We start from the raw sequence: 11,263 nt of genomic DNA, 5'->3' as shown, positions 1-11,263 counted from the left end.
GGTGTGCCCGGCAGACGCCCCGTGAGCCCACGTGGGGGTCGCCCCTACAGCTCGGTGACCGAACCGCCGGCCGCCTCGATCTTCTCCTTGGCGGAGGCGGAGAACGCGTTCGCGCTCACCTGGACGGCCACGGAGATCTCGCCGGTGCCCAGGACCTTGACGAGCTGGTTCTTGCGAACCGCGCCCTTGGCCACAAGGCTGTCGACGGTGACCTCGCCACCCTCCGGGTACAGCTCGGCCAGCTTGTCCAGGTTCACGACCTGGTAGGTCGTCTTGAACCGGGCGTTGCTGAAGCCCTTGAGCTTGGGAACCCGGCGGATGAGCGGCATCTGGCCACCCTCGAAGCCGACGGGAACGGTGGAACGAGCCTTGGTGCCCTTGGTGCCACGACCCGCGGTCTTGCCCTTGGACGCCTCGCCGCGACCCTTACGGATCTTCGACTTGTTGGCACCCGGGGCCGGGCGCAGGTGGTGGATCTTGAGCAGCTGGTCGGGAGAGTAGTCGCTCATTCGCTGACCTCCTCGACGGTGACGAGGTGCGTGACGACATTGATCTGCCCACGAACCTCGGGACGGTCCTCGCGGATGACGGACGAGCCGATCCGACCGAGCCCGAGCGAGCGCAGAGTGTCACGCTGCTTCTGCTTGCCGCCGATCTTCGAGCGGACCTGCGTGATCTTCAGCTTCGCCATGATCTAGGCCCCCGCCTTCGCTTCCGCACGAGCGCGCAGCATCGCGGCCGGAGCGACGTCCTCGATCGGCAGACCGCGGCGGGCCGCGATCTCCTCGGGACGGTTCAGGCCCTTGAGCGCTGCCACCGTGGCGTGAACGATGTTGATCGGGTTCGACGAACCGAGCGACTTGCTCAGAATGTCGTGGATGCCGGCGCACTCCAGGACGGCGCGGACCGGGCCACCGGCGATAACACCGGTACCGGGAGCGGCCGGACGGAGCAGGACGACGCCGGCGGCGTCCTCGCCCTGGACCTGGTGCACGATGGTGCCCTGGATCCGGGGGACCCTGAAGAAGTTCTTCTTGGCCTCTTCGACGCCCTTGGCGATCGCCGCCGGGACTTCCTTGGCCTTGCCGTAGCCGACACCGACCATGCCGTTGCCGTCGCCGACGACGACCAGGGCGGTGAAGCTGAAGCGGCGGCCGCCCTTGACGACCTTGGCGACCCGGTTAATGGTCACCACACGTTCGATGTAGGAGACACCCTTGTCTGCGGCGCCGCCGCGGCGATCGTCACGGCGGTCACGCCGCTCGCCACCGGCGCCGCGCCGCGGAGCTGCAGCCATCAGTGGTTCCTCTTCCCGTCGATGAAAATGCTCTTGGTCGGAGTCATCACTAGAACTCCAGACCGCCCGCACGCGCGCCCTCGGCCAGGGCGGCGATGCGGCCGTGGTAGCGGTAACCGCCACGGTCGAAGACGACCGCCGTGATGCCGGCGTCCTTGGCACGCTGCGCGAGCAGCGCACCCGTCTTCTGCGACTTCTCGGACTTCTTGCCCTCTTCGCCGCGGATGCTCGGGTCCATGGTCGAGGCCGAGACCAGGGTGATGCCCTTGGTGTCGTCCACGATCTGGGCGATCATGTGCTTGGAGGAGCGGGTGACGACCAGACGCGGCCGCGCGGGCGTACCCGAGATCTTCTTGCGGACCCGCAGGTGCCGCCGCGCACGGGAAGCCGCGCGCGAGGCCGTACCCTTGCGGACAGCCGTCGAGCTCTTCGCCATGCTTACTTACCAGCCTTTCCGGCCTTGCGGCGGATGTACTCACCCTGGTAGCGCACGCCCTTGGCCTTGTAGGGGTCGGGCTTGCGCAGGCTCCGGATGTTGGCCGCGACCTGACCCACGAGCTGCTTGTCGATCCCGTCGACGTGCAGCAGGGTCGGCTTCTCGACCCGGAAGCTGATGCCCTCCGGGGGCTCGACCACGACCGGGTGGCTGTAGCCCAGGGAGAACTCCAGGTTGGAGCCCTTGGCCTGGACGCGGTAACCCACGCCGTGGATCTCCAGGGTCTTGCTGTAGCCCTTGGAGACGCCCTCGATCAGGTTGGCGATCAGCGCACGGGTCAGGCCGTGCAGCGAGCGGTTCTCGGGCTTGTCGTCCGGACGCGCGACCTTGATCTGACCGTCCTCCTGCGAGACGGTGATCGGCGCGGCGACCGTGTGCTTCAGTTCGCCCTTCGGCCCCTTGACTTTGACGTCTTGCCCGTCAATCGTGACTTCGACGCCCTTCGGGACCGAGATCGGCAGTCGACCGATACGCGACATGCTGAAATCTCTCCCTTACCAGACGTAGGCGAGGACTTCGCCGCCCACGCCGCGCTTCTTGGCCTGCTTGTCGGTCATCAGGCCACCGGACGTCGAAATGATGGCCACACCGAGGCCACCCAGGACTCGCGGAAGGTTGTCCTTCTTCGCGTAGACCCGCAGACCCGGCTTGGAGACCCGACGGACGCCGGCGATGGAACGCTCACGCGTGGGCCCGTACTTCAGGTCCACCACGAGGTTCTGTCCAACCGCGGCCTCTTCGGTGCGCCAGCCCTGGACGTAACCCTCCTGCTGGAGGATCTCGGCGATGTGAGCCTTGATCTTGGAATACGGCATGGTCACACTGTCGTGATATGCCGAATTCGCGTTACGCAGACGCGTGAGCATGTCTGCGATCGGGTCGGTCATCGTCATGGCCGATTGGCCCTTCCTCACCGCGGTTTCCCCAAGGACAGACTTTCCCTTTGAGCCTGTTCCCCCGTCTGTGCGGAGGTTCCTCTAGGACCTACGGCGTGGTCATGGGCACCGTGCCGGTTCAGGCACCGTGCCCGGTCGATTTTTCTCTGTACAGCGGAGGTGTCCCACCGTCCGCTTCGTTGCAACGCTCGGCCCTACCAGGACCCGGGGGGCCGGCCCTGAAGGGCCGGCCGCACGAGTACTACCAGCTGGACTTGGTGATGCCGGGCAGCTCGCCCCGGTGCGCCATCTCACGGAAGCAGATGCGGCACAGGCCGAACTTCCGGAAGACCGAACGCGGGCGACCGCAGCGCGAACAACGAGTATATGCGCGAACCTCGAACTTCTGCTTCCGGTTCGCCTTGGCGATCAGAGCCTTCTTAGCCATCCGTCTTCACCCCTCAGGCTTCCTTGAACGGGAAGCCCAGCCGCTTGAGCAGGCTCCGGCCTTCGTCGTCGTTGGTCGCCGTGGTGACGACCGTGATGTCCATGCCGCGCTGCCGGTCGACCTTGTCCGGGTCGACCTCGTGGAACATGACCTGCTCGGTCAGACCGAAGGTGTAGTTGCCACGACCGTCGAACTGCTTCGGGGAGAGCCCGCGGAAGTCACGGATCCGGGGAAGCGCCAGGGAGAGCAGCCGGTCGAGGAACTCCCACATCCGGTCGCCGCGCAGCGTGACGCTGGCGCCGATCGGCTGCCCCTCGCGCAGCTTGAACTGCGCGATGGAGTTCTTCGCCCGGTTGATCCGCGGCTTCTGGCCGGTGATCGCCGACAGGTCGGCGATGGCGCCCTGGATCAGCTTCGCGTCCCGAGCCGCCTCGCCGACACCCATGTTGACCACGATCTTCGTCAGACCGGGGACCTGCATGATGTTGGCGATCTCGAACTCTTCCCGGAGGGCCGGGATGATCTCGGAACGGTACTTCTCCTTGAGGCGCGGCATCGCCGGAGCCGCGGCGTCAGTGGTGACCGTCATCAGATGTCCTTACCGGTACGGCGGGAGATCCGAACCTTGGTTCCGTCTTCCTCGAAGCGGTAACCGACGCGGGAGGGCTTGCCGTCCTCGACGATCGCCACGTTGCTCACGTGGATCGATGCTTCCTGGGTGACGACCTCACCCCGCTGGCCGCCCGCCTGGTTGGCCTTCTTGTGCTTCTTAACGAGGTTGACGCCCTCGACGATGACACGCTGCTCCTTGGGAAGGGCCTTGAGGACCTTCCCGGTGGCACCCTTGTCCTTGCCGGCGATGACGATGACCTCGTCGTCCTTCTTAATCTTCATCGCCTACAGCACCTCCGGCGCTAGCGAGATGATGCGCATGAACTTCTTGTCCCGCAGCTCGCGGCCGACGGGGCCGAAGATACGAGTGCCTCGCGGGTCCCCACCGTCCTTGATGAGCACGGCGGCGTTCTCATCGAAGCGGATGTAGGAGCCGTCGGGCCGGCGGCGCTCCTTGGTGGTGCGCACGACAACGGCCTTGACGACATCGCCCTTCTTCACGCCCGCGCCGGGAAGGGCGTCCTTCACCGTCGCCACGATGATGTCACCGATGCCCGCGTAGCGCCGACCCGAGCCGCCGAGGACACGGATGGTCAAGATCTCCTTGGCCCCCGTGTTGTCGGCGACCTTGAGTCGCGACTCCTGCTGAATCACGTCTGCTCCTGATATACCGCGCGGGTTCACTTCCCGCGCTTGCTAGGTGGTCTCACCCCTTCGGCGGCCGATCTCCACGAACCGGCCGCCGTAGGCAGGGGTTTACTTAGCCTTCTCCAGGATCTCCACGACGCGCCAGCGCTTGGTCGCGGACAGCGGACGGGTCTCCATCAGGCGGACCCGGTCCCCGATGCCGGCGGTGTTCGCCTCGTCGTGGGCCTTGTACTTCGTGGTGCGGCGGATGACCTTGCCGTACAGCGCGTGCTTGACGCGGTCCTCCACCTCGACAACGACGGTCTTGTCCATCTTGTCGCTGACGACGTAACCCTCGCGCACCTTGCGGTAGTTGCGAGCCACGGTCTTGTCTTCGCTCATTCGGCTGCTTCCTTCGTCTTCTCAGCCGACCCAGCAGCCAACGGCATGATGCCGAGCTCGTGCTCCCGCATGACCGTGTAGATCCGAGCGATCTCACGCTTGACGGTACGCAGCCGAGCGTGGTTGTCGAGCTGCCCGGTGGCGGCCTGGAAGCGGAGGTTGAACAGCTCTTCCTTCGCCTCCTTGAGCTTGGTGACCAGGTCCTCCAGGGACTGGTCCCGTAGCTCCTGGGCGGTCAGGGACTTCGCCATCACGCCTCCACTTCGCGCTTCACGAACTTGCACTTCATCGGGAGCTTGTGCATCGCGCGCCGCATCGCCTCCTTGGCGATGGGCTCCGGCACACCCGACAGCTCGAACATCACGCGTCCGGGCTTGACCGGAGCGACCCACCACTCCGGGGATCCCTTACCGGAACCCATGCGGGTCTCGGCGGGCTTCTTGGTCAGCGGACGGTCCGGGAAGATGTTGATCCAGACCTTGCCGCCACGGCGGATGTGCCGAGTCATCGCGATACGCGCCGACTCGATCTGCCGGTTGGTGACGTAGGCGGACTCCAGGGCCTGGATGCCGTACTCACCGAAGTTGACCGTCGTACCACCCTTGGCACGGCCCTTGAGGCTCGGGTGGTGCTGCTTGCGGTACTTGACCTTGCGGGGAATGAGCATTGGTCAGCTCCCCTCGTTCCCGGACTTCTCGGCGCCCTGCGTCGCCTCAGCCGGCGTGTTGGACTTCGCGTCGGCCTGCTGGCCGCCGCCCTGCTGGCCACCACGACGGCGGCGCTGCGGACGCTCGCGGCGCTGACCGCCACCGCCCGGGGCACGCTGCGCGGCCGCCTGGGCGGCCTCGCGCTCGGCCCGGGTCGCCGGGGCGTCACCCTTGTAGATCCAGACCTTCACACCGATGCGGCCGAACGTCGTACGGGCCTCGAAGAAGCCGTAGTCGATGTCGGCGCGCAGCGTGTGCAGCGGCACCCGGCCCTCGCGGTAGAACTCCGAACGCGACATCTCAGCGCCACCGAGACGGCCACCGCACTGGATGCGGATGCCCTTGGCGCCGCTCTTCATCGCGCTCTGCATCGCCTTGCGCATGGCCCGACGGAACGCGACCCGGCTGGACAGCTGCTCCGCGACACCCTGAGCGACGAGCTGGGCGTCGATCTCGGGGTTCTTGACCTCGAGGATGTTCAGCTGGACCTGCTTCTTGGTCAGCTTCTCGAGGTCGCCGCGGATGCGGTCGGCCTCCGCGCCGCGGCGGCCGATGACGATGCCCGGCCGGGCGGTGTGGATGTCGACGCGGACGCGGTCACGGGTGCGCTCGATCTCGACCTTGGAGATCCCGGCGCGCTCCATACCACGGTTCAGCATCCGGCGGATGGCCACGTCTTCCTTGACGTAGTCCTTGTACAGCTTGTCCGCGTACCAGCGACTCTTGAAGTCGGTGGTCACGCCGAGTCGGAACCCGTGCGGGTTGACCTTCTGCCCCACTATCGGGCCCCTTCCTTCGTCTTGGCCGACGAGGCGCCCGCGGTCTCACGCGGCTCGACGACCACGGTGATGTGGCTCGTCCGCTTGGTGACGCGGAACGCCCGGCCGAAGCCGCGGGGCCGGATCCGCTTCAGGGTCGGACCCTCGTCCACCCACGCGCGGCTGACGACCAGCGTCTCGCGGTCCAGCTTGTCGTTGTGCTCGGCATTGGCGATGGCGCTCGCGAGCACCTTGCCCACCGGTTCGCTCGCCGCCTGGGGCGCGAACCGGAGCACCGCCTGTGCCTCGTCAGCGGGCAGCCCGCGAATAAGGTCCACCACTCGGCGGGCCTTTCGGGGCGTAACACGGACGAACCGTGCTTGTGCCCTCGTTCCCATCGCTTTTCCCTCGCTCACGGAAATCACCCCCACGCACCGTGGGGCTTGGCTCTTACTCCTGGATGCAACCGCTAACGGCGGCTACGGCGGTCTTCCTTGACGTGGCTGCGGAAAGTGCGCGTGGGAGCGAACTCGCCGAGCTTGTGGCCGACCATCGACTCGGACACGAACACCGGGACGTGCTTGCGCCCGTCGTGAACGGCGATCGTGTGCCCGATCATCTCGGGGATGATCATCGAGCGGCGGGACCACGTCTTGATGACGTTCTTGGTGCCCTTCTCGTTCTGCTCGTCCACCTTCTTGATCAGGTGGTGGTCGACGAAGGGACCCTTCTTAAGGCTACGTGGCATCAGACGTGCTCCTTACCGCTTCTTCTTGCTACGCCGACGCACGATGAGCCGGTCGCTGGCCTTGCCGGGCTTGCGGGTGCGGCCCTCGGCCTGACCCCACGGGCTGACCGGGTGGCGACCACCGGAGGTCTTGCCCTCACCACCACCGTGCGGGTGGTCGATCGGGTTCATCGCGACACCGCGGACGGTCGGGCGCTTGCCCTTCCACCGCATACGGCCGGCCTTACCCCAGTTGATGTTTGACTGCTCGGCGTTGCCGACCTGTCCGACCGAGGCCCGGCAGGTGACCTCGACCTGCCGCATTTCACCGGAGGGCATACGCAGCGTGGCGTAGGCGCCCTCCTTGGCGAGCAACTGGATCTGCGAACCGGCGGAGCGGCCCAGCTTGGCGCCACCGCCCGGCTTCAGCTCGACCGCGTGCACGAACGTACCCGTGGGGATGTTGCGCAGCGGGAGGCAGTTGCCCGGCTTGATGTCGGCCTGGGGGCCGTTCTCGATCCGGTCGCCCTGCTTGAGGCCGGCCGGCGCCAGGATGTAGCGCTTCTCGCCGTCCACGTAGTGCAGCAGCGCGATCCGCGCGGTGCGGTTCGGGTCGTACTCGATGTGCGCGACCTTGGCCGGGATGCCGTCCTTGTCGTGGCGACGGAAGTCGATGACACGGTAGGCGCGCTTGTGGCCGCCGCCCTGGTGGCGAGCGGTGATCCGGCCGTGGCCGTTACGGCCGCCCTTGGAGTGGAGCGGACGCACCAGGGACTTCTCGGGCGTCGACCGCGTGATCTCGACGAAGTCGCTCACGCTGGCGCCACGACGACCCGGTGTCGTCGGCTTGTACTTACGAATGCCCATCTTCTTCGTGCATTCCTCTACGTATTACTGGAGATGAAGCGGTCGGGCGGCGGATCAGACGCCGAAGATGTCGATCCGGTCGCCCTCGCGCAGGCTCACGATCGCGCGCTTGGTGTCGGGACGCTTCCCGAAACCGAACCGCGTGCGCTTGCGCTTGCCCTGACGGTTGATCGTGTTCACGCTGGTGACCTTCACGTCGAAGATCTGCTCCACCGCGATCTTGATCTGCGTCTTGTTGGCGTCGGGCTTGACGATGAACGTGTACTTGTTCTGGTCGATCAGGCCGTAGCTCTTCTCGGAAATCACCGGTTCGATGATGATGTCCCGAGGGTCGGGGATCCTCACTGGTCGTCCTCCTGAGACGTCGCAGTCTTCGAGGCACCCTGGACGTGAGCCAGGAACTCGTCGTAGCCGCTCTCGGTGAACACGATGTCGTCGGCGACCAGGACGTCGTAGGTGTTGACCTGGCCGGCGTCGAGGATGTGCACCTCGGGCAGGTTCCGCAGCGCGGTCCGGTTGTGCTCGTCGGACTGGGCGAGGACAACGAGGACCTTGTCGGACTCGGTGACCTGGCGCAGCGCCTTCAGAGCGGTCTGGGTGCGCTTGGTGGTGACGTCCTCGGCGAGGAACTCGCTGATGACGTGCACGCGGCCGTGACGGGCCCGGTCGGAGAGGGCGCCGCGCAGCGCGGCGGCCTTCATCTTCTTGGGCGTCCGCTGGCTGTAGTCGCGCGGCTTGGGGCCGTGCACCACGCCACCGCCGGTGAACTGCGGAGCGCGGATGGAGCCCTGCCGGGCACGACCGGTGCCCTTCTGGCGGTACGGCTTCTTGCCGCCGCCGCGCACCTCGCCGCGGGTCTTCGTGGAGTGCGTACCCTGGCGGGCGGCAGCCTCCTGCGCGACCACGACCTGGTGGATCAGCGGGATGTTGACCTGCTGGTCGAAGATCTCACCCGGGAGCTCGACGCTCCGGCCGGTCGCGCCGTCGGGGTTCTTGACCTCGATCGTCGCCATGACTTACTTGTCCCCCTTCGCGGCGGTGCGGACGAGCACCAGCCCGCCGTTGGGGCCGGGAACCGCACCCTTGACCAGAATGAGGCCCTTCTCGGCGTCAACCGAGAACACGGTGAGGTTCTGGACGGTCTTGCGCACGTTGCCCATGCGACCGGCCATCCGCAGGCCCTTGAACACGCGGCCGGGCGTGGCGCAGCCGCCGATGGAACCCGGCGAGCGGTGCTTGCGCTGGGTGCCGTGCGTAGCGCTGAGGCCGCGGAAGCCGTGGCGCTTCATGACACCGGCGAAGCCCTTGCCCTTGCTCTTGCCCGTGACGTCGACGAGCTGGCCGGCCTCGAAGGTCTCGGCGGTCAGCTCCTGGCCCAGCGTGTACTCGCTGGCGTCAGCGGTGCGGACCTCGACGTAGTGACGGCGAGGCGTAAGCTCGTGCTTGCGCAGGTAGTCGCCCAGCGGCTTGTTGACCTTGCGCGGGTTGATGTGCCCGTAGCCGAGCTGAACGGCGGAGTAGCCGTCGGTCTCCGGGGTGCGGACGCGAGTCACGACGCACGGACCGGCCTTCAGAACCGTCACGGGCACGATCTTGCCCGAGTCGTCGAAGACCTGGGTCATGCCGAGCTTCTCGCCCAGAACTCCCTTGATCTGCTTGGTGGCCATGTCTGTGCGTCCCTTAAAGCTTGATCTCGATGTCGACGCCGGCCGGAAGGTCGAGTCGCATGAGCGAGTCGACGGTCTTCGGCGTCGGGTCGATGATGTCGATCAGCCGCTTGTGCGTGCGCATCTCGAAGTGCTCGCGCGAGTCCTTGTACTTGTGCGGCGAGCGGATGACGCAGTACACGTTCTTTTCCGTCGGCAACGGCACCGGGCCAGCGACCTGTGCGCCAGTTCGCGTCACGGTCTCGACGATCTTGCGCGCCGAGCTGTCGATGACCTCGTGGTCATAGGCCTTGAGCCGAATGCGGATCTTCTGTCCCGCCATGGTGGCCTTTTCGTCCTTCGCTTCAGTGTCCGTAGAGGCGCGGTGCCGGTGTCCGGCCCTAAGTCCGACCCGGGGCTGCCCTATTGCTTTCGCTGGCTCTATTCACCTGAGAAACTGCTACAGGGCTGTCCCCTGAGGTGGAATCACCGCTACAGAGCCCGATGACGTCGTTCATGGTGTGGCGGCCGAGCCGACGAGCGGCTCGACCGCCACATACGGTCGTGCTACTTGATGATCTTGGTAACGCGGCCCGCGCCGACGGTCCGGCCACCCTCACGGATGGCGAACTTCAGACCCTCTTCCATGGCGACCGGCTGGATCAGCGCAACCGTCATCTCGGTGTTGTCACCCGGCATGACCATCTCGGTGCCCTCGGGCAGCGTGACGACGCCGGTGACGTCCGTGGTGCGGAAGTAGAACTGCGGCCGGTAGTTGTTGAAGAACGGCGTGTGGCGGCCACCCTCGTCCTTGGACAGGATGACGACCTGGGCCTCGAACTCGGTGTGCGGGGTGGTGGTGCCCGGCTTGATCACGACCTGGCCGCGCTCCACGTCCTCGCGCTTGATGCCGCGGAGGAGCAGACCGACGTTGTCGCCCGCCTGGCCCTGGTCGAGCAGCTTGCGGAACATCTCGACACCGGTGACGGTGGTGCTCTGCTTCTCGTCCTTGATGCCGACGATGTCGACCGTCTCGTTGACGTTGATGACACCGCGCTCGATGCGGCCGGTGACGACCGTACCGCGACCGGTGATCGAGAAGACGTCCTCGATCGGCATCAGGAAGGGCTTGTCGATGTCGCGCTCCGGCTGCGGGATGCTCTCGTCCACAGCGTTCATGAGCTCGATGATGGCCTCGCCCCACTTGGCGTCGCCCTCGAGAGCCTTGAGCGCGGAGACCTTGACGACCGGAACCTCGTCGCCCGGGAACTCGTACTCGTTGAGGAGCTCACGGACCTCGAGCTCGACGAGCTCGAAGATCTCCTCGTCGTCGACCATGTCGGCCTTGTTCAGGGCGACGACGATGTAGGGGACACCGACCTGGCGGGCCAGGAGCACGTGCTCCTTGGTCTGCGGCATCGGGCCGTCGGTGGCGGCCACGACCAGGATCGCGCCGTCCATCTGGGCGGCACCGGTGATCATGTTCTTCACGTAGTCCGCGTGACCGGGGCAGTCCACGTGAGCGTAGTGGCGCTGCTCGGTCTGGTACTCAACGTGCGCGATCGAGATGGTGATACCGCGCTCGCGCTCCTCCGGCGCCTTGTCGATGTCCTCGAACGGCGTGAAGGGGTTGAGGTCCGGGTACTTGTCGTGCAGAACCTTGGTGATCGCCGCGGTCAGCGTGGTCTTACCGTGGTCGATGTGACCGATGGTGCCGATGTTTACGTGCGGCTTGGTCCGCTCGAACTTGGCCTTCGCCACTGGATTTCTCCTAGACGTACGAGTTGCTAGCTGACTGGTT

General features: G+C 66.1%; 22 protein-coding genes. All 22 read right to left on the bottom strand.

Annotation, left to right across the window (positions count from 1 at the left end):
- Positions 1-44: 44 nt before the first annotated feature.
- A complete protein-coding gene (gene rplO / locus ACYVHU_RS16885; RefSeq protein WP_078763274.1) occupies positions 45-509 on the bottom strand; it encodes a 50S ribosomal protein L15 in 465 nt (154 codons plus the stop codon).
- Complete coding sequence (gene rpmD, locus ACYVHU_RS16880) at positions 506-691, bottom strand: 50S ribosomal protein L30 (protein WP_078763273.1); 186 nt, start codon at positions 689-691, stop codon at positions 506-508. The genes rplO and rpmD overlap by 4 nt, the downstream gene beginning before the upstream one ends.
- Before the next feature lie 3 nt (positions 692-694).
- Positions 695-1,297, bottom strand: a complete 603-nt coding sequence (gene rpsE / locus ACYVHU_RS16875) for a 30S ribosomal protein S5 (RefSeq protein WP_078763272.1) — start codon at positions 1,295-1,297, stop codon at positions 695-697.
- Positions 1,298-1,346: 49 nt separating this feature from the next.
- Complete coding sequence (rplR, locus tag ACYVHU_RS16870) at positions 1,347-1,733, bottom strand: 50S ribosomal protein L18 (protein ID WP_078763271.1); 387 nt, start codon at positions 1,731-1,733, stop codon at positions 1,347-1,349.
- Positions 1,734-1,735: 2 nt separating this feature from the next.
- Positions 1,736-2,272 (bottom strand): 50S ribosomal protein L6, encoded by a 537-nt coding sequence (rplF, locus tag ACYVHU_RS16865; protein WP_078763270.1) that lies wholly within the window; start codon positions 2,270-2,272, stop codon positions 1,736-1,738.
- A gap of 15 nt (positions 2,273-2,287) precedes the next feature.
- Positions 2,288-2,686, bottom strand: a complete 399-nt coding sequence (gene rpsH, locus ACYVHU_RS16860) for a 30S ribosomal protein S8 (RefSeq protein WP_078763269.1) — start codon at positions 2,684-2,686, stop codon at positions 2,288-2,290.
- A gap of 244 nt (positions 2,687-2,930) precedes the next feature.
- Positions 2,931-3,116, bottom strand: a complete 186-nt coding sequence (locus tag ACYVHU_RS16855; protein WP_078763268.1) for a type Z 30S ribosomal protein S14 — start codon at positions 3,114-3,116, stop codon at positions 2,931-2,933.
- 13 nt (positions 3,117-3,129) lie between these two features.
- On the bottom strand, positions 3,130-3,705 hold the full coding sequence (gene rplE, locus ACYVHU_RS16850; RefSeq protein WP_078763267.1) for a 50S ribosomal protein L5: 576 nt from the start codon (positions 3,703-3,705) through the stop codon (positions 3,130-3,132).
- The gene (gene rplX / locus ACYVHU_RS16845; protein WP_078763266.1) at positions 3,705-4,010 is read right to left on the bottom strand and encodes a 50S ribosomal protein L24; all 306 of its coding nucleotides are present in this window, start codon (positions 4,008-4,010) and stop codon (positions 3,705-3,707) included. The genes rplE and rplX overlap by 1 nt, the downstream gene beginning before the upstream one ends.
- 3 nt (positions 4,011-4,013) lie before the next feature.
- A complete protein-coding gene (rplN, locus tag ACYVHU_RS16840) occupies positions 4,014-4,382 on the bottom strand; it encodes a 50S ribosomal protein L14 (RefSeq protein ID WP_078763265.1) in 369 nt (122 codons plus the stop codon).
- Between the two features lie 102 nt (positions 4,383-4,484).
- Positions 4,485-4,757 carry a 30S ribosomal protein S17 gene (gene rpsQ, locus ACYVHU_RS16835; RefSeq protein ID WP_078763264.1) on the bottom strand — a complete coding sequence of 91 codons (273 nt, stop codon included), beginning with the start codon at positions 4,755-4,757 and terminating at the stop codon, positions 4,485-4,487.
- Complete coding sequence (rpmC, locus tag ACYVHU_RS16830; protein WP_078763263.1) at positions 4,754-5,008, bottom strand: 50S ribosomal protein L29; 255 nt, start codon at positions 5,006-5,008, stop codon at positions 4,754-4,756. Before rpmC ends, rpsQ begins: the two co-directional genes overlap by 4 nt.
- Positions 5,008-5,424 carry a 50S ribosomal protein L16 gene (rplP, locus tag ACYVHU_RS16825; protein ID WP_078763262.1) on the bottom strand — a complete coding sequence of 139 codons (417 nt, stop codon included), beginning with the start codon at positions 5,422-5,424 and terminating at the stop codon, positions 5,008-5,010. Before rplP ends, rpmC begins: the two co-directional genes overlap by 1 nt.
- Before the next feature lie 3 nt (positions 5,425-5,427).
- On the bottom strand, positions 5,428-6,243 hold the full coding sequence (gene rpsC / locus ACYVHU_RS16820) for a 30S ribosomal protein S3 (RefSeq protein WP_078763261.1): 816 nt from the start codon (positions 6,241-6,243) through the stop codon (positions 5,428-5,430).
- Positions 6,243-6,620, bottom strand: coding sequence for a 50S ribosomal protein L22 (rplV, locus tag ACYVHU_RS16815; protein WP_078763260.1), 378 nt, complete (start codon positions 6,618-6,620; stop codon positions 6,243-6,245). Before rplV ends, rpsC begins: the two co-directional genes overlap by 1 nt.
- A gap of 71 nt (positions 6,621-6,691) precedes the next feature.
- A complete protein-coding gene (rpsS, locus tag ACYVHU_RS16810; protein ID WP_078763259.1) occupies positions 6,692-6,970 on the bottom strand; it encodes a 30S ribosomal protein S19 in 279 nt (92 codons plus the stop codon).
- A gap of 12 nt (positions 6,971-6,982) precedes the next feature.
- Complete coding sequence (rplB, locus tag ACYVHU_RS16805) at positions 6,983-7,816, bottom strand: 50S ribosomal protein L2 (protein ID WP_078763258.1); 834 nt, start codon at positions 7,814-7,816, stop codon at positions 6,983-6,985.
- Positions 7,817-7,870: 54 nt separating this feature from the next.
- Positions 7,871-8,161 (bottom strand): 50S ribosomal protein L23, encoded by a 291-nt coding sequence (rplW, locus tag ACYVHU_RS16800; protein WP_078763257.1) that lies wholly within the window; start codon positions 8,159-8,161, stop codon positions 7,871-7,873.
- A complete protein-coding gene (gene rplD / locus ACYVHU_RS16795) occupies positions 8,158-8,829 on the bottom strand; it encodes a 50S ribosomal protein L4 (protein WP_078763256.1) in 672 nt (223 codons plus the stop codon). The genes rplW and rplD overlap by 4 nt, the downstream gene beginning before the upstream one ends.
- A 3-nt stretch (positions 8,830-8,832) precedes the next feature.
- Positions 8,833-9,483, bottom strand: a complete 651-nt coding sequence (rplC, locus tag ACYVHU_RS16790; protein WP_078763255.1) for a 50S ribosomal protein L3 — start codon at positions 9,481-9,483, stop codon at positions 8,833-8,835.
- 13 nt (positions 9,484-9,496) lie between these two features.
- Positions 9,497-9,805, bottom strand: a complete 309-nt coding sequence (gene rpsJ / locus ACYVHU_RS16785) for a 30S ribosomal protein S10 (protein ID WP_013156110.1) — start codon at positions 9,803-9,805, stop codon at positions 9,497-9,499.
- A 224-nt stretch (positions 9,806-10,029) separates the two neighbouring features.
- On the bottom strand, positions 10,030-11,223 hold the full coding sequence (gene tuf / locus ACYVHU_RS16780) for an elongation factor Tu (RefSeq protein ID WP_078763254.1): 1,194 nt from the start codon (positions 11,221-11,223) through the stop codon (positions 10,030-10,032).
- Positions 11,224-11,263: the final 40 nt, after the last annotated feature.

Source organism: Marinactinospora endophytica, assembly GCF_054780875.1.
The sequence above is the reverse complement of the archived record's forward strand: the minus strand, read 5'-3'. Positions and strand labels throughout refer to the sequence as shown.